We start from the raw sequence: 16,137 nt of genomic DNA on the forward strand, positions 1-16,137 counted from the left end.
AGACGGCGGGCGGGGAAGGGGCGGCGGGCGGTGTCGCGGAACGGGGCCGCATGTCCGTCATGTCACGATGTCCCGGTTCGCCGCCCGATCCTTCGTCCCGAGGAAGCCGGATGCCAGGACGCCGCCGCCCCGCCGCCCCCTCCCGCAGACCCCTCGCCGCCCTCACCCTCGTCCTGCTGCTCGCCCTCCTCGCCGGATGCGGCGGGGCGGGCGACGCCCTGCCGGAGTCCGCCTCCGCGCCCGCCCCGGCCGAGGGGCCGGCCGCTGCCGCGGTCGGGGCCGCCGGCTCCCCGTTCTGGGTCGACCCGCGCAGCGAGGCCGCCCGGCAGGTCGCCGCCTGGGAGGCGCAGGGACGCTACGACGACGCCCAGGTGCTTCGCCGGATCGCGGACCGGCCGCTGGCCCTGTGGGTGCCCGGCGACCCGGGCCCCGGGGTCCGCCGGGCCGCGGCCGCGGCCCGGGCGGCGGGAAAGGTCCTGGTGCTGGCCGCGCACAACCTCCCGCGCCGCGCCTGCGGGCGGCAGCCGGCCGGCGGCGCCCGGGACGCCCGGGCCTACCGCAGCTGGACCGCAGCCCTCGCCGCCGCCGTCGGCGACGCCCGGGCGCTGGTGGTCCTGGAACCCGGGGCGCTGGCCCAGGCCGTCGACGGCTGCACCGGCCCGGAGGGGCCCACCGGGCGGTACCGGCTGCTCGCCGAGGCCGTCGACCGGCTCAAGGAGAACCGCAACACCCGGGTCTACCTCGACGCGGGCGGCCCGGACCGGGTCGCGGACCCGCGCCGGCTCGCCGAACCCCTGCGCACGTCCGGCCTCGCCCGCGCCGACGGGTTCGCGCTCAACGTCTCCGGCTTCCGGCCGGATGCGGCGGTACGGGCGTACGGAGCCGCGCTCTCCGCGGCGGCCGACGGCGCGCACTTCGTCCTGGACACCGGCCGCAACGGCGAGGGTCCCCCGCCCGCCGGCGGTCCGCAGGCCTCCTGCAATCCGCCGGGCCGCGCCCTGGGCGCACCGCCGACCACCGACACGGGGGACCCGCTCGTGGACGCCTTCCTCTGGGTCGCGCGGCCCGGCCTCTCCGACGGCCCCTGCCGGGGCGGTCCGCAGGCCGGCCACTGGTGGCCCGAGTACGCCCTGGGCCTGGCCCGCCGCTCGCGGGAGTAGCCCCGGACGGTCGGCGGGCGGCCGGCGGGGCGGCGCCGGCCGGGGGCGGTCAGCCCTGGGCGAGGTGGCGTTCCACCGTCTCGACCTTCGAGGTGATCCCGTCGCTGACGCCCGGCCGGATGTCGGCCTTGAGGATGAAGGAGACCCGCGGCGCGCGCTCCTCCACGGCGGCCACCGCGCGCCGCACCACGTCCATGACCTGGTCCCAGTCGCCCTCGATGGTGGTGAACATGGCGTCGGTGCGGTGGGGCAGACCGGACGCGCGCACCACGCGGACCGCGTCGGCGACGTACTCGCCGACCTCTTCGCCGACCCCCAGCGGGGTCACCGAGAACGCGACGATCATGCCTCGGCCGCCTGCCGGGCACGGGCGGCGATGACGCTGTCGGCCTCGTCGCGCTTGAGGAGCTTGTCGCCATAGAGGCCGCCGAAGGGCACCAGCGCCAGCAGGAAGAACAGGGCGACCCTCTTGACCGGCCACTTCGCCCGGTTCCACACGTCCAGCAGGAAGAGGGAGTAGAGAACGAACAGAATCCCGTGCAGGACGCCGAGCGGCATCATCAGGTAGTCGATGTCCGTCGTCCGCTTCAGCAGCGAACCGAAGATCAGCAGGGCCGGGAAGGACAGCGCCTCCGGGACGGAGATGAGGCGCAGCCGGTGCAGGGCGGAGGCGGTCTTGATGTCCACGGAGAACCTTCGGGGATGGCGGTCGGGGTCCGTCCCAGTGTCTCAGCCGCTTTGCGGGATCTTGACCCGGCCCCGGCCCGCGGGGCGCAAGTGTGGCGCATATCGGCCACAAGCCTCTGTTCGGGCCCGTCCGCTGCCGATAACGTCATCCCGTGGCTCAGTTCCGACTCCAAGGCAGCAAGGTGCTCGCCGTCGACCTGACCGGGGACGCCGTCAAAGCAAAAAACGGCTCCATGGTCGCGTACGACGGCCAGGTGGCCTTCAAGAAGATGTCCGGCGGCGGTGAAGGCCTCCGGGGGATGGTGACCCGGCGGCTGACCGGTGAGCAAATGACCGTGATGGAGGTGCAGGGACACGGCACCTGCTTCTTCGCCGACCGCGCGAGCGAGATCAATCTGGTCAGCCTGCGCGGCGAGAAGCTGTACGTCGAATCCAGCAACCTGCTGTGCACGGACGCGGGTCTGCGCACCGGCACCACCTTCACCGGCCTGCGCGGCGGTGCGACGGGCAACGGCCTGTTCACCACGACCGTGGAGGGCTCCGGGCAGGCGGCGATCATGTCGGACGGCCCGGCGGTGGTGCTGCGCGTGAGCGCCCAGTACCCGCTCTCCGTCGACCCGGGGGCGTACATCGCGCACACCGGGAACCTCCAGCAGTCGTTCCAGTCGGGCGTGAACTTCCGCACGCTGATCGGCGAGGGGTCCGGCGAGGCCTTCCAGATCCGCTTCGAAGGCGAGGGCCTGGTGTACGTCCAGCCCAGCGAGCGCAACACGGTCGGGGGTGACATCTGATGCCGTTCCGCGAGGTCAACTCCAAGATGGTCGAGGCCCAGGTGGTCCCCGGCCAGAAGATGTACAGCCAGCGCGGCGCCATGCTCGCCTACCGCGGCGAGGTCTCCTTCACCCCGAGCCTGACCGGCGGTCAGGGCGGGGTGATGGGCATGATCGGGCGCCGGGTGGCGAACGAGCAGACCCCGCTGATGTCGGTCGAGGGCAGCGGCACGGTGATGTTCGGCCACGGCGGGCACCACATCCAGGTGATCAACCTCACGGGCGAGACCCTCTACGTGGAGGCCGACCGGCTGCTCGCCTTCGACGGCACCCTCCAGCAGGGCACGATGTTCATGGGCTCCCAGGGCGGGGTCATGGGCATGGTGCGCGGACAGGTGTCCGGGCAGGGCCTGTTCACCACCACCCTCAAGGGGCACGGCTCGGTGGCCGTGATGGCCCACGGCGGGGTCATCGAACTCCCCATCACCCCCCAGCGCCCGGTCCACGTGGACCCGCAGGCGTACGTCGCCCACCACGGCGACGTCCGCAACAAGCTCTCCACCGCGCTGGGCTGGCGCGACATGGTCGGGCGCGGTTCGGGTGAGGCGTTCCAGCTGGAGCTGTCCGGCCAGGGCGCGGTGTACGTACAGGCCTCGGAGGAGAAGCTGTGAACTTTGGCCCCGTACCGGGCGGACCCGGCGGCCCGACGGTCTTCGACCCGTACACCCTGCCCTCCGACGACAACGTGAACGCGTACACCTTCTGCGTGGAGCTCAAGGGGAGCCAGTGGTTCCTGCAGAAGGGCAAGATGATCTCGTACTACGGGAGCATCGAGTTCAACGGCATCGGCAACGGGCGCTTCGACCGCCTGCTGCGCACCAGCTTCCACTCGCCGCTGCACGCCGCGGACTGGGTGGTGGCCGAGGGGCAGGGCAAGATGCTGCTCGCCGACCGGGCCTTCGACGTGAACTCGTTCGACCTGGACCAGGGGAATCTGACGATCCGGTCGGGCAACCTGCTCGCCTACCAGCCGACCCTGGCCCTCAAGCAGTCGATCGTGCCGGGTTTCCTGACGCTGATCGGAACCGGGAAGTTCGTGGCGGCGTCCAACGGTCCGGTGGTGTTCATGGAGCCGCCGCTGCGGGTGGACCCGCAGGCGCTGGTGGGCTGGGCGGACTGCCCCTCGCCGTGCCACCACTACGACCACGGCTACATGTCCGGCGTGATGGGGGGCCTGCGCTCGCTCACCGGGCTGGGCGGCGCCTCGGGCGAGGAGCACCAGTTCGAGTTCGTCGGGGCGGGGACCGTGCTGCTGCAGTCCTCGGAGATGCTGATGGCGGAGCAGGCGGTCGGCGCGGTGGGCGCCGGCGCGGCCACCGGCAACGCGCAGGGCGTCCCGGGGGCCGCCCAGGGCCCGCTGGGACAGCTGGGCGTGCCGCGGATGCCGGGGCAGCTGGGGGACCTCCAGCGCCGCTTCGGGCTGTGAGCCCGCACACCGCACCGCGGTTTTTTGTACGTAATTCAACTTCTTAGGTAGAGTTCACTCATGGAGACCGTGGAGACCGAGACCGCCCCCCGGCCCGGGGACCCGTCCGAAGGGACGCCCTGGCTGACCGATGCCGAGCAGTGCGCCTGGCGCACCCACCTGGACGTCAGCCGGCTGTTGATGCACCAGCTGGAAAAGGACCTCCAGCCCTTCGGGCTCACCAACAACGACTACGAGATCCTGGTGAACCTCTCCGAGTCGGCCGAGCACCGGATGCGGATGAGCGATCTCGCGACCGCGACCCTGCAGTCCAAGAGCCGGCTGTCCCACCAGATCACGCGCATGGAGGCCGCGGGCCTGGTCCGCCGCGTGAACTGCGAGTCCGACCGGCGCGGCCTGTACGCCGTGCTGACCGACGAGGGCATGGAGACGATGCGCAAGGTGGCCCCGCACCACGTGGCGTCCGTCCGCAGCCACTTCATCGACCTGCTGCCCCCGGCGGCCCTGGCCGCCCTGCGCGAATCCCTCGGGCCCGTGGCCGAGCACCTGCGGGAGAACCGCGGCAAGGTCTGAGGCCGCCGGGCCGGCCCTTCCGGTTCGGCTCCGGTACGGCTCCGGGGGCGGGAGGCAGCAGCTCGGCGCGCCCCGCGCGGCGGTCGGCCGCAGAATGGGCAGGGTCCGCCCGCTGCCGGCCCCCGCCGTGCACTCCGTACGCGCGCCGGCCGGCCTGAGGAGGCCCCGTGAAGCGCACCCCGCTGATCTGTACGACCGCAGCCGCCGCCCTGGTCCTGGCAGGCCCGGCGGCGGCCGCTCCCGCCGCAGTCGCCGACACGGCGAGAACCGCCCCCGTGTCCGCCGCCGCCCGTGCGGACGTCGACGCCGACGCAGCGGCCTCCGCAGCCCTCAAGCACGTCCCGGGCACCGTGGAGTCCCTCGACAAGGACGGCGCCGTCTGGCACGTCAACGTGGTCGGCAAGGACGGCGTGACCAACTCCGAGCTGGAGGTCTCCACCACCGGCGCCGTCAGGCAGGCCCACCGGAACCGGGACGCCGACAGCGCCGGGAACGCCCCGCTGGTCGGCGCGAAGACCACTGCCGCCGCCGCGATGAGGGCCGCCCTCGCCGCCCACCCGGGCACGGTCGTGTCGGTCGACTGGGACGACGACGACAACGGGGCCGCCCCCCACTGGAACGTCGAGGTCAAGGCCAAGGACGGCAAGACCTCGCACTACGACGTGACCTCGACGGACGGCAAGGTCAGCGTCTCCTCGGACGACGGCGGCAACGACAACGACAGCGACGACGACGGCGACGGCGACGACGGGAACTGAGCCCGCCGGCTCCCTCCCGCCGCGGCGGGAGGGGGCCGGCCGCTCAGCCCTCCGTGAGGCTCTCCAGCAGCGCGTCGGCCGCCGCGTAGGGGTCCAGCTCGCCCACCGCGACCCGGGCGGCCAGCGCCTCCAGCCGGGCGTCACCGTGCAGGTCCGCCATCCGGGCCCGCAGCGCCGTCACCGCGATGGTCTCCACCTCGCGCGCCGCCCGGGCCGCCCGCCGCTGCGCCAGCACCCCGCGCTCCTCCATCCACGCACGGTGCTTCTCCAGCGCCTCCACCAGCTCGTCGATGCCCTGCGCCCGCGCGGCGACGGTCTTGACGATGGGCGGCCGCCAGTCGCCGGCGCCCCGGGACTCCCCCAGGCCCAGCATGTGGTTCAGCTCCCGGGCGGTGGCGTCCGCGCCGTCCCGGTCGGCCTTGTTCACCACGTACACGTCGCCGATCTCCAGGATGCCCGCCTTGGCAGCCTGGATCCCGTCGCCCATTCCGGGGGCCAGCAGCACCACCGAGGTGTCCGCCTGCGAGGCGATCTCCACCTCCGACTGCCCGACCCCGACCGTCTCGACCAGGATCACCTCGCAGCCGGCCGCGTCCAGCACCCGGATCGCCTGCGGGGCGGCCCAGGCCAATCCGCCCAGGTGCCCCCGGGTGGCCATGGAGCGGATGTACACGCCCGGGTCGGAGGCGTGGTCCGACATCCGCACCCGGTCCCCGAGGAGCGCACCGCCCGAGAAGGGCGAGGAGGGGTCGACCGCGAGCACGCCGACCCGCCGGCCCGCCGTGCGGTACGCCGACACCAGCGCCGAGGTCGACGTGGACTTGCCGACGCCCGGGGAGCCGGTGAGGCCCACCACGTACGCCCCGCCGGTCAGCGGGGCGAGCGCCGCCATGACCTCGCGCAGCTGCGGGGACGCCCCCTCGACCAGCGAGATCAGCCGGGCCACGGCCCGCGGCCGGCCTTCGCGGGCCTGCTCCACCAGCGTGGGGACGTCCACCGTCATACGTGCTGCGCTCCTCGGTTCCGGTTCTCGCTACGGGTACGGGTACGGGTACGGCGGCGGCCACGGGCGGCGGGCCCGCCGCCCGTGCCCGGTGCTAGTTGCGGACGTGCAGGATCAGCGCGTCGCCCTGACCGCCGCCGCCGCACAGCGCGGCCGCACCGGTGCCGCCGCCCCGGCGCTTCAGCTCCAGCGCCAGGTGCAGCACCACGCGGGCGCCGGACATGCCGATCGGGTGCCCCAGGGCAATGGCCCCGCCGTTGACGTTCACCTTTTCCGGGGTCACGCCGAGGTCCTTCATTGACTGCACGGCGACCGCGGCGAAGGCCTCGTTGATCTCGATGAGGTCCAGGTCGGAGACCTGGAGCCCCTCCTTCTTCAGGGCGTGCAGGATCGCGTTGGACGGCTGCGACTGCAGGGAGTTGTCCGGGCCCGCCACATTGCCGTGGGCGCCGATCTCGGCGATCCACTCCAGGCCCAGCTCCTCGGCCTTCGCCTTGCTCATCACGACCACGGCGGCCGCGCCGTCGCTGATCTGCGAGGACGTGCCGGCGGTGATGGTGCCGTCCTTCGCGAAGGCCGGACGCAGCCGTCCCAGGGACTCCGCCGTGGTCTCCGGGCGGATGCCCTCGTCCTGGGAGAAGACCACCGGGTCGCCCTTGCGCTGCGGGATCTCGACCGGGGTGATCTCGGCCACGAAGACGCCGTTCTTCTGCGCGGCCGCGGCCCGCTGGTGCGAGGCCGCGGCGAACTCGTCCTGCGGGGCGCGCTCGATGCCGAGGCGGGTGTTGTGCTTCTCCGTGGACTCGCCCATGGCGATGTTCTCGAAGGCGTCCGTGAGGCCGTCGTAGGCCATCGCGTCGAGCATCTCGACGGCGCCGTACTTGTAGCCCTCGCGTGACTTCGGCAGCAGGTGCGGGGCGTTGGTCATGGACTCCTGGCCGCCGGCGACGACGACGTCGAACTCCCCGGCGCGGATCAGCTGGTCGGCCAGCGCGATCGCGTCCAGGCCCGAGAGGCAGACCTTGTTGATGGTCAGCGCGGGCACGTTCATCGGGATCCCGGCCTTGACCGCGGCCTGGCGGGCGGGGATCTGGCCCGCACCGGCCTGGAGCACCTGGCCCATGATCACGTACTGCACCTGGTCGCCGGTGATCCCGGCCCGGTCCAGCGCGGACTTGATGGCGAAGCCGCCGAGGTCGGCACCCGAGAAGGACTTCAGCGAGCCGAGCAGCCGCCCCATGGGCGTGCGGGCCCCGGCGACGATCACTGACGTGGTGTTGTTCGATCCGGACATGAGGCACAGCCCCTTGAGGATGAGGAGTGAACGAGGGTTTACCTGAATGTACTGAGCAGTACCCGCGGCGTCATCGGGCTGTGGGTGTGATCGCTGGCACGTTGCGTGACCACCCTCCTCAGCGGTGCACTGGTCCCATGCTGACAAGAATCGACCACATCGGGATCGCCTGCTTCGACCTGGACAAGACCGTCGAGTTCTACCGTGCCACGTACGGCTTCGAGGTGTTCCACACCGAGGTCAACGAGGAGCAGGGCGTTCGCGAGGCCATGCTCAAGATCAACGAGACCTCCGACGGCGGGGCCTCCTACCTCCAGCTCCTGGAACCCACCCGCGAGGACTCCGCCGTGGGCAAGTGGCTGGCCAAGAACGGCGAAGGGGTGCACCACATCGCCTTCGGCACCGCGGACGTCCTCGGCGACTCCGAGGCCATCCGCGGCAAGGGGGTCCGCGTGCTCTACGACGAGCCCCGCACCGGCTCGATGGGCTCCTCCATCACCTTCCTCCACCCCAAGGACTGCCACGGGGTCCTCACCGAACTGGTCACCTCCAACCCCGAGCACTGATGTCCCGATTCCCCGGCCGGTAGAGTGGCCATGGCTCGGCCGGGGTTCGGTGCGGAGACGGGGTCGGGGCCTGTGACCCCTGCCCCGGTATCTGACACCATTCCCCGGGGGCGTCGTTCAGCGGGCGAGCGATGCTCATTGGGATTGAGCTTGCGACCAGGGGACGGATGGGACCGCGCTGTGCGGGGCTACGAAAGCCAGGAGAGCCATCAGGCCGAGGCCGACCATCTCTCGCGGTTCGAGGCCGAGATGGAGCGGCTGACGAAGGAGCGCGGGAAGGCCGTCCAGCACGCTGAGGACCTGGGGTACCAGGTCGAGGTGCTGCGCGCCAAGCTCCACGAGGTGCGCCGCTCCCTGGCGTCCCGGCCCGCCTACGACGGCGCGGACATGGGCTACCAGGCGGAGCAGCTGCTCCGCAACGCCCAGATCCAAGCCGACCAGATGCGTTCGGACGCCGAACGCGAGCTGCGCGACGCCCGGGCGCAGACCCAGCGCATCCTCCAGGAGCACGCCGAGCACCAGTCCCGGCTGCAGGCCGAGCTGCACACCGAGGCCGTCAACCGGCGCCAGCGCCTGGACCAGGAGCTCAACGAGCGCCGCCAGACCGTCGAGGCGCACGTCAACGAGAACGTGGCCTGGGCCGAGCAGCTGCGCGCCCGTACGGAGTCCCAGGCGCGCCGGCTCCTGGAGGAGTCCCGCGCCGAGGCCGAGCAGGCCCTGAACGCCGCCCGCACGGAAGCCGCCCGCCTGGCCGAGGAGGCCCGCCGCCGGCTGACCTCCGAGGCGGAGGCCTCCCGCGCCGAGGCGGAGTCCACCCTGCTGCGGGCCCGCAAGGAGGCCGAGCGGCTGCTGACCGCCGCCTCCGCGCAGGCCCAGGAGGCCGCCGAGCACGCGGAGCGGCTGCGCTCCAGCACCTCGGCCGAGGCCGAGCAGACCCGCCAGCAGACCCTCGACCTCGGCCGTGTGGCCGAGTCGCGGATCCAGGAGGCCGACTCCGCGCTGCGCGAGGCCCGCGCGGAGGCCGAGAAGCTGCTCGCGGACGCCAAGGAGAGCGCCTCCCGGCAGCTCGCCTCGGCGGAGTCCGTCAACGAGCAGCGCACCCGCACCGCCAAGGAGCAGGTGGCCCGGCTGGTCGGCGAGGCCACCAAGGAGTCCGAGGTCCTCAAGGCCGAGGCCGAGGCGCTGCTCGCGGACGCCCGGGGCGAGGTGGAGCGGCTGCGCGCCGAGGCCGCCGAGCAGGCCCGCGCCGCCGCCGCCGAGGACACCGCGGCGCAGCTGGCGAAGGCCGCCCGCACGGCCGAGGAGGTACTGGACAAGGCCTCCGAGGACGCCCGGGCCACCACCCGGGCGGCGTCCGAGGAGGCCGAGCGGATCCGCCGCGAGGCGGAGGCCGAGGCCGACCGGCTGCGCCTGCAGGCGGCGACGACCGCGGACGAGCTCAAGGGCGCCGCGAAGGACGACACCGAGGAGTACCGGGCCCGGACCGTCGAACTCCAGGAGGAGGCCCGGCGGCTGCGCGGCGAGGCCGAGCAGCTGCGCGCGGAGGCCGTCGCCGAGGGCGAGCGGATCCGCGGCGAGGCCCGCCGCGAGGCGGTCCAGCAGATCGAGGAGGCGGCCCGGACCGCCGAGGAGCTCCTCGGCAAGGCCAAGGCGGACGCGGACGAGCTGCGCGGCGGAGCGAGCGCCGAGAGCGAGCGGGTCCGCGCCGAGGCCGTGGAGCGGGCGACGACCCTGCGCCGGCAGGCCGAGGAGACCCTGGAGCGGACCCGCGCCGAGGCCGAGCGGCTGCGCGACGAGGCCGCCGAGCAGGCGGAGGCCGTACGGTCCGAGGCGGACGCGGAGGCCCGGCGGCGGCGCGAGGAGACCGAGCAGGCGCTGGCCGCCAAGCGGGCCGAGGCCGAAGAGGAACTCGTACGGCTGCACACGGACGCCGAGACCCGGCTGGGCACGGCCGAGCAGACCCTGCGCGACGCGCGGGCGGCGGCGGAGGGCATCCGCAAGGAGACCACCGAGGAGAACGACCGGCTGCGCGCCGAGGCCGCGGAGCGCATCCGCACCCTCCAGGCCCAGGCGGAGGCCGAGGCCGAGCAGCTGCGCACGGACGCGGCCGGGGACGCCGGCCGGACCCGCGCAGAGGCCGAGCAGGCGGCCGTACGGCTGCGCGGCGAGGCGGAGGCCGAGGCCGAGCGGCTGCGCACCGAGGCGCAGGAGACCGCGGACCGGCTGCGCGCCGAGGCGAAGACGGCGGCCGAGCGGGTCGCCGCGGAGGCCGCCGAAGCGCTGGCCGCCGCGCAGGAGGAGGCCGCCCGGCGCCGCCGGGAGGCCGAGGAGACCCTCGCGTCGGCGCGTACCGACGCGGACAGCGAGCGCGCCCAGGCCCGCGAGCAGAGCGAGGAACTGCTGGCGCAGGCCCGCAAGCGCTCCGAGGACGCCCAGGCCGAGGCGGTCTGGCTGACGGAGGAGGCCGAGCGCCGTGCCTCCGAGCTGGTGGCGGCGGCGGAGGCCACCGCCCAGCAGGTGCGGGACGCCGTGGCCGGGCTGCACGAGCAGGCCGAGGAAGAGGTCACCGGGCTGCGCAGCGCCGCCGAGCACGCGGCGCAGCGCACCCGCGCCGAGGCCGAGGAGGAGGCCGAGCGGGTCCGTGCCGACGCCCGTGCGGAGCGGGAGCGGGCCGCCGAGGACGCCCATCGGGTCCGGACCGAGGCGCGTGCGGAGACGGACGCGGCGAAGGCCCTGGCCGAGCGGACCGTCGGCGATGCCATCGCCGAGGCGGAGCAACTGCGCGGGGACACCGCCGAGTACGCCCAGCGCGTGCGTACCGAGGCCACGGACGCGCTGGCGGCCGCCGAGCGGGACGCGGCCCGTACCCGGGCGGATGCCCGGGACGACGCGAACCGGATCCGCGGCGAGGCGGCGGAGAGCCTGGAGGCCTCCCGCGCCGAGGGGCTGCAGCTCGTCGCCGAGGCGACGGCGGAGGCCGGGCGGCTCACCGAGGAGACCCTGGCGGCGAACGCGGCCACGGTCGGCGCGGCGACCGCGGAGGCCGAGCGGATCACCGCCGAGGCCGCTGCGGCGGCGGACGCGGCCCGCGCCGAGGCGGCGGGCACGCTGGACGAGGCCCGCGGCGAGGCGGGCCGGCTGCGCACGGAGGCGGCCGAGCAGGCCGACCGCCTGATCACCGGGGCGGCCGCGGAGGCCGAGAAGCTCACCGCGCAGGCGGCGGCGACGGCTGCGGCGGCCGAGCGGGACGCGGCGCGGATCCTGGTGGAGTCCCGTGCCGAGGGCGACCGGCTGGTCGAGGAGACCCGCGCGGCCAACGAGCTCACGGTCGGCGAGGCGGCGGCGGAGGCCGAACGGCTGCGGGCCGAGGCCGCGCAGGTCCTGGACGAAGCCCGCGCGGAAGGCGGCCGGATCATCGGCGAGGCCACCGCGGAGGCGGACCGCGTCACGGTCGCGGCGAACGAGACCCTGGCGGGCGCCGAACGGGAGTCCGCGCAGACCCTGGACGAGGCGCGCGCCGAGGCGGGCCGGCTGCGGAGCGAGGCCGCCGAGCAGGCGGACCGGCTCGTCGCCGGGGCCGCGGCCGAGGCGGAGAAGCTCACCGCGCAGACCCGCAAGGAGAACGAGCGCACGGTCGGCGAGGCTGCGAACGAGGCCGAGCGGCTGCGCAGGGAGGCGGCCGAGGCGCTGTCCTCGGCGCAGGAGCACGCCGCCCGGACCCGGTCGGAGGCCGAGCGGGTCAAGGCCGAGGCGGCCACCGAGGCGGAGCGGGTCCGTACCGAGGCGCGCGCCGAGGCGGAGCGGCTGCTGGACGAGGCCCGCGAGCAGGCCGACAAGCGCCGCAGCGAGGCCGCACAGCAGGTCGACCGGCTCATCACGGAGGCCTCGGCGGAAGCCGACAAGCTCACCGCCGACGCGCTGCAGCAGGCCCTGGCCGCCACCACGGCGGCCGAGGAGCAGGCCGACGCGATGGTGGACGCCGCCCGCAAGGAGGCTGCGCGGATCACCTCGGAGGCGACGGTCGAGGGCAACTCCACGGTGGAGAAGGCCCGTACGGACGCGGACGAGTTGCTCGTCGGTGCGCGCACGGACGCCGCTGCCATAAGGGAGCGGGCGGAGGAGTTGCGCAGCCGCGTCGAGGCGGAGGTCGAGGAGCTGCACGAGCGGGCCCGCCGGGAGTCGGCCGAGCAGATGAAGTCGGCCGGGGAGCGCGTGGACAAGCTGGTGCGCGCGGCGACCGAGCAGAGCGTCGAGGCCGAGGCGAAGGCCAAGGAGCTGGTGTCGGACGCGAGCAGCGAGGCGAGCAAGGTGCGCATCGCCGCGGTGCGCAAGGCGGAGGCGCTGCTCAAGGAGGCCGAGCAGAAGAAGGCCGAGCTGGCGCGGGAGGCCGAGTCGGCGCTCTCCGAGGCCCGTTCGGAGGCTGCGCGCATCGTCGAGGAGGGCCGCCGCGAACTGGAGGTCCTGGTCCGTCGCCGCGAGGACATTCAGGCCGAGATCTCCCGTGTCCAGGACGTTCTTGAGGCGTTGGAATCATTCGAGGCGCCCACGGGCGGGGCGAAGCCCGCGATCGGCGGCCAGGGCGCGGGGGGCGTGAAGGCCGGCGCGACAGCGGGTTCCACTCGATCGGGTGGCAAGACGTCAGAGGGCTAGTAGGCGCACCTGGATGTGTGCTCCTGATGGAGGTTCAGGCGAACGAGTGCCCTGCATTCTGTCGCCTTGCCACTCAAAAGAGGTGTCATTGTCCAGATCAAACGCGGAATGACTCGATGACACGCCGCCCGGGCGCCTAGGATTCCCTCAACACCTCACGTAGCACCTCATCGGTCTCATTCGACAGGAACCCCATGAGCGACACTTCCTCCCCCTTCGGCTTCGAGCTCGTGCGGCGTGGTTACGACCGTGGTCAGGTGGACGACCGCATTACCAAGCTGGTCTCCGACCGCGACAGCGCCCTTGGACGTATCAACTCTCTGGAAAAGCGGATCGAGGAGTTGCACCTCGAGACGCAGAACGCCCAGGCCCAGGTGAACGACGCCGAGCCGTCGTACGCCGGCCTCGGTGCCCGGGTCGAGAAGATCCTGCGCCTGGCCGAGGAGGAGGCGAAGGACCTGCGCGAGGAGGCCCGTCGCGCGGCCGAACAGCACCGTGAGCTCGCCGAGTCGGCGGCCCAGCAGGTGCGCAACGACGCCGAGTCGTTCGCGTCCGACCGCAAGTCGAAGGCGGAGGACGAGGGCGTCCGGATCGTCGAGAAGGCCAAGGGCGACGCGTCCACGCTGCGCGCCGAGGCGCAGAAGGACGCGGCCTCCAAGCGCGAGGAGGCCGACGCCCTCTTCGAGGAGACCCGCGCCAAGGCCGCCCAGGCCGCCGCGGACTTCGAGACCAACCTGGCCAAGCGCCGCGAGCAGTCCGAGCGCGACCTGGCCTCGCGTCAGGCCAAGGCGGAGAAGCGCCTCGCGGAGATCGAGCACCGGGCGGAGCAGCTGCGCCTGGAGGCCGAGAAGCTGCGCACGGACGCGGAGCGCCGGGCGCGCCAGACGGTGGAGACCGCGCAGCGCCAGGCCGAGGACATCGTGGCCGACGCCAACGCCAAGGCCGACCGCATCCGCAGCGAGTCGGAGCGCGAGCTGGCGGCGCTCACCAACCGCCGCGACTCCATCAACGCGCAGCTGACCAACGTCCGCGAGATGCTGGCGACGCTCACGGGCGCGGCCGTCGCCGCCGCCAACCCGATCGTCGACGACGAGCCGGTCACCCGCGGTGTCCCGGCCCAGCAGAGCCGCTAGTACCGCCGCCGGCGCAGCCGGACGGAGCCTGCGCCCGCGGGACGGCGGGACGCGGCAACCGCGGCGATGACCGCCCGAGGGCCGTACGTCACCTGTTTGAGGTGGCGTACGGCCCTTCGGCGCTCTAGCGTGTCCGCATGATCGAGCTTGAGGGCCTTACCAAACGATTCGGCGCGAAGACCGCCGTGGACAACCTCAGCTTCCAGGTCAAACCGGGGGTGGTCACCGGCTTCCTCGGTCCCAACGGGGCCGGCAAGTCGACGACCATGCGCATGATGCTCGACCTCGACAATCCGACCAGCGGTACGGTCCGGATCGACGGCAAGCACTACCGGGACCTGCCGGAGCCTTTGAAGTACATCGGCGCGCTGCTGGACGCCAAAGCCATGCACGGCGGGCGCAGCGCCTACAACAACCTTCTCTGCCTTGCCCAGTCGAACCGCATCCCGGAGAGCCGGGTCGCGGAGGTGCTGGACCTCGTCGGCCTGACGGCCGTGGCGAAGAAGAAGTCGAAAGGATTTTCGCTCGGCATGGGGCAGCGGCTGGGAATCGCCTCTGCGCTGCTCGGCGACCCGGAGATCCTGATGTTCGACGAACCGGTCAATGGTCTGGATCCCGAAGGGATTCTCTGGATCAGGAATCTTATGAAGGGGCTGGCGTCCGAAGGTCGGACGATCTTCGTTTCCTCCCACTTGATGAGCGAAATGGCCCTGACCGCAGACCATTTGGTGGTGATCGGCCAAGGTCGCCTGCTGGCCGACCTGTCCATGGCTGATTTCATCCACCAGAACTCGCGCAGTTACGTGCGACTGCGCTCCCCGCAGCAGGAACGGCTCAAGGACGTCCTGCACGCGGAGGGAATCGGCGCCATCAGCGTCCCGGCCACCGGCGCGCTGGAGATCGACGGCGTGACCTCCGAGAAGCTCGGCGAACTGGCCGCCCAGCACCAGATCGTCCTGCACGAACTCAGCCCGCAACGGGCGTCACTGGAAGAAGCGTTCATGCGCATGACGGCGGACTCCGTCGAGTACCACGCCCACGCACCGGGCGCCCCGGCGGGCCCGGCGGCTCCCGGCGGACCGGCCGCCGCCCCCGCGTGGGGCGCCGGGTACGAGGCGACGCGCAAGGGCGGGGAGTGACCATGTCCTACCCCGCCGTCCTCAAGTCCGAGTGGACCAAGATCCGTACGGTCGCCTCCACGAGCTGGACGCTCGCCATCGTCTTCCTCGTCACCGTCGGATTCGCCGCGCTGATCTCCTCCACCTACGACACGCAGAGCACGGAGGAGGTCTTCGACGCGGCCGCGCTCAGCTTCAGCGGGATGCAGTTCGGGCAGCTGGCCATGATCGTCTTCGGTGTGATGGTCGTCAGCTCCGAGTACAGCACCAGCATGATCCGCACCTCGCTGGCCGCGGTGCCGCACCGCACCCGCTTCCTGCTCGGCAAGATGACCGTGGCCACCGGGCTGGCCCTGGGCGTCGGACTGCTGACCAGCTTCGCGTCCTTCTTCCTCACCCAGGCCCTGCTGGGTGACGCCGGCGTCGGCCTCGGCGGGACGAACGTCCTGCGGGCCGTCGTGGGCGCCGGCGTGTACATGGCGCTCATCGCCCTGTTCTGCATGGGCGTGGCGGCCATGCTGCGCAGCTCCGTCGCCTCGATCAGCCTGCTGATCCCGTTCTTCCTGCTGGTCTCGAACCTCCTCGCGGGCTTCGAGGCGACCCGCACGGTCGGGCAGTACCTGCCGAGCAACGCCGGTTCGCAGATCATGCTGGTCGTGCCCACCGCCTTCGGGAACCACGAGACGCCCTACGGCCCCTGGGGCGGTCTCGGCATCATGGTGCTGTGGGTCGCCGCCGCGGTGATCGGCGGCCTGCTGGTCCTGAGGAAGGGCGACGCCTGACGACGGCTCCCTTCCGGTCCGTCCCAGGACGGACCGGAAGGGACGTCCTGCGTACTACGGGTGATCCCCGGGTCGGTCTCAGGGGCAGCTCAGGGATCGGCCCGGGAGGGAACCGGACAGGACTCGATATCCTCTTAACCCTTACGCGGGCGAGAGT

At 72.9% G+C, this 16,137-nt stretch carries 15 protein-coding genes; 11 read left to right on the forward strand and 4 right to left on the reverse strand.

The window, feature by feature from the left end; translation table 11 throughout:
- The first annotated feature begins 110 nt into the window (after nt 1–110).
- Nucleotides 111–1,160 (forward strand): glycoside hydrolase family 6 protein, encoded by a 1,050-nt coding sequence (locus ACLJTM_RS03570; protein WP_411101838.1) that lies wholly within the window; start codon nt 111–113, stop codon nt 1,158–1,160.
- A gap of 49 nt (nt 1,161–1,209) precedes the next feature.
- On the opposite strand, the gene ACLJTM_RS03575 is transcribed toward ACLJTM_RS03570, so the two are convergent.
- Both ACLJTM_RS03575 and ACLJTM_RS03580 read right to left on the reverse strand, forming a co-directional pair.
- Nucleotides 1,210–1,506, reverse strand: a complete 297-nt coding sequence (locus ACLJTM_RS03575; RefSeq protein WP_411101839.1) for an MTH1187 family thiamine-binding protein — start codon at nt 1,504–1,506, stop codon at nt 1,210–1,212.
- Nucleotides 1,503–1,847, reverse strand: coding sequence for a DUF3817 domain-containing protein (locus tag ACLJTM_RS03580; RefSeq protein ID WP_411101840.1), 345 nt, complete (start codon nt 1,845–1,847; stop codon nt 1,503–1,505). The genes ACLJTM_RS03575 and ACLJTM_RS03580 overlap by 4 nt, the downstream gene beginning before the upstream one ends.
- 152 nt (nt 1,848–1,999) lie before the next feature.
- Between ACLJTM_RS03580 and ACLJTM_RS03585 the strand changes: the two genes are divergently transcribed.
- From ACLJTM_RS03585 to ACLJTM_RS03605, 5 genes are all read left to right on the forward strand, one after another.
- The gene (locus ACLJTM_RS03585) at nt 2,000–2,638 is read left to right on the forward strand and encodes an AIM24 family protein (RefSeq protein ID WP_411101841.1); all 639 of its coding nucleotides are present in this window, start codon (nt 2,000–2,002) and stop codon (nt 2,636–2,638) included.
- Entirely contained in the window at nt 2,638–3,288 is a 651-nt protein-coding gene (locus ACLJTM_RS03590) for an AIM24 family protein (protein WP_411101842.1), read from the forward strand. The genes ACLJTM_RS03585 and ACLJTM_RS03590 overlap by 1 nt, the downstream gene beginning before the upstream one ends.
- A complete protein-coding gene (locus tag ACLJTM_RS03595; RefSeq protein WP_411101843.1) occupies nt 3,285–4,103 on the forward strand; it encodes an AIM24 family protein in 819 nt (272 codons plus the stop codon). The genes ACLJTM_RS03590 and ACLJTM_RS03595 overlap by 4 nt, the downstream gene beginning before the upstream one ends.
- A 69-nt stretch (nt 4,104–4,172) precedes the next feature.
- On the forward strand, nt 4,173–4,676 hold the full coding sequence (locus tag ACLJTM_RS03600; RefSeq protein WP_411102268.1) for a MarR family winged helix-turn-helix transcriptional regulator: 504 nt from the start codon (nt 4,173–4,175) through the stop codon (nt 4,674–4,676).
- Nucleotides 4,677–4,843: 167 nt separating this feature from the next.
- Nucleotides 4,844–5,434: a PepSY domain-containing protein gene (locus ACLJTM_RS03605; RefSeq protein WP_411101844.1), complete on the forward strand. Its 591-nt coding sequence runs from the start codon at nt 4,844–4,846 to the stop codon at nt 5,432–5,434.
- A gap of 43 nt (nt 5,435–5,477) precedes the next feature.
- On the opposite strand, the gene meaB is transcribed toward ACLJTM_RS03605, so the two are convergent.
- Nucleotides 5,478–6,437, reverse strand: a complete 960-nt coding sequence (gene meaB / locus ACLJTM_RS03610; protein ID WP_411101845.1) for a methylmalonyl Co-A mutase-associated GTPase MeaB — start codon at nt 6,435–6,437, stop codon at nt 5,478–5,480.
- A gap of 94 nt (nt 6,438–6,531) precedes the next feature.
- Nucleotides 6,532–7,731: an acetyl-CoA C-acetyltransferase gene (locus ACLJTM_RS03615; RefSeq protein WP_411101846.1), complete on the reverse strand. Its 1,200-nt coding sequence runs from the start codon at nt 7,729–7,731 to the stop codon at nt 6,532–6,534.
- Nucleotides 7,732–7,868: 137 nt separating this feature from the next.
- Between ACLJTM_RS03615 and mce the strand changes: the two genes are divergently transcribed.
- From mce to ACLJTM_RS03640, 5 genes are all read left to right on the forward strand, one after another.
- Nucleotides 7,869–8,297: a methylmalonyl-CoA epimerase gene (gene mce, locus ACLJTM_RS03620; RefSeq protein WP_411101847.1), complete on the forward strand. Its 429-nt coding sequence runs from the start codon at nt 7,869–7,871 to the stop codon at nt 8,295–8,297.
- Between the two features lie 180 nt (nt 8,298–8,477).
- A complete protein-coding gene (gene scy, locus ACLJTM_RS03625; RefSeq protein ID WP_411101848.1) occupies nt 8,478–12,947 on the forward strand; it encodes a polarized growth protein Scy in 4,470 nt (1,489 codons plus the stop codon).
- Between the two features lie 194 nt (nt 12,948–13,141).
- Nucleotides 13,142–14,080 (forward strand): cellulose-binding protein, encoded by a 939-nt coding sequence (locus ACLJTM_RS03630; protein ID WP_411101849.1) that lies wholly within the window; start codon nt 13,142–13,144, stop codon nt 14,078–14,080.
- 137 nt (nt 14,081–14,217) lie between these two features.
- A complete protein-coding gene (locus ACLJTM_RS03635; RefSeq protein ID WP_411101850.1) occupies nt 14,218–15,219 on the forward strand; it encodes an ABC transporter ATP-binding protein in 1,002 nt (333 codons plus the stop codon).
- A gap of 2 nt (nt 15,220–15,221) precedes the next feature.
- Nucleotides 15,222–15,980 carry an ABC transporter permease gene (locus ACLJTM_RS03640; RefSeq protein ID WP_411101851.1) on the forward strand — a complete coding sequence of 253 codons (759 nt, stop codon included), beginning with the start codon at nt 15,222–15,224 and terminating at the stop codon, nt 15,978–15,980.
- Nucleotides 15,981–16,137 lie beyond the last annotated feature (157 nt).

This window comes from Streptomyces sp. cmx-4-9, assembly GCF_046548835.1.
Lineage (GTDB): Bacteria > Actinomycetota > Actinomycetes > Streptomycetales > Streptomycetaceae > Streptomyces.

What these genes read in the sequence shown, in the direction of transcription:
- ACLJTM_RS03570 (WP_411101838.1), top strand. Translation starts at nt 111, where the DNA reads ATGCCAGGACGCCGCCGCCCCGCCGCCCCCTCCCGCAGACCCCTCGCC.
- ACLJTM_RS03575 (WP_411101839.1), bottom strand. Translation starts at nt 1,506, where the DNA reads ATGATCGTCGCGTTCTCGGTGACCCCGCTGGGGGTCGGCGAAGAGGTC.
- ACLJTM_RS03590 (WP_411101842.1), top strand. Translation starts at nt 2,638, where the DNA reads ATGCCGTTCCGCGAGGTCAACTCCAAGATGGTCGAGGCCCAGGTGGTC.
- meaB (WP_411101845.1), bottom strand. Translation starts at nt 6,437, where the DNA reads ATGACGGTGGACGTCCCCACGCTGGTGGAGCAGGCCCGCGAAGGCCGG.
- ACLJTM_RS03615 (WP_411101846.1), bottom strand. Translation starts at nt 7,731, where the DNA reads ATGTCCGGATCGAACAACACCACGTCAGTGATCGTCGCCGGGGCCCGC.
- mce (WP_411101847.1), top strand. Translation starts at nt 7,869, where the DNA reads ATGCTGACAAGAATCGACCACATCGGGATCGCCTGCTTCGACCTGGAC.
- ACLJTM_RS03630 (WP_411101849.1), top strand. Translation starts at nt 13,142, where the DNA reads ATGAGCGACACTTCCTCCCCCTTCGGCTTCGAGCTCGTGCGGCGTGGT.
- ACLJTM_RS03635 (WP_411101850.1), top strand. Translation starts at nt 14,218, where the DNA reads ATGATCGAGCTTGAGGGCCTTACCAAACGATTCGGCGCGAAGACCGCC.
- ACLJTM_RS03640 (WP_411101851.1), top strand. Translation starts at nt 15,222, where the DNA reads ATGTCCTACCCCGCCGTCCTCAAGTCCGAGTGGACCAAGATCCGTACG.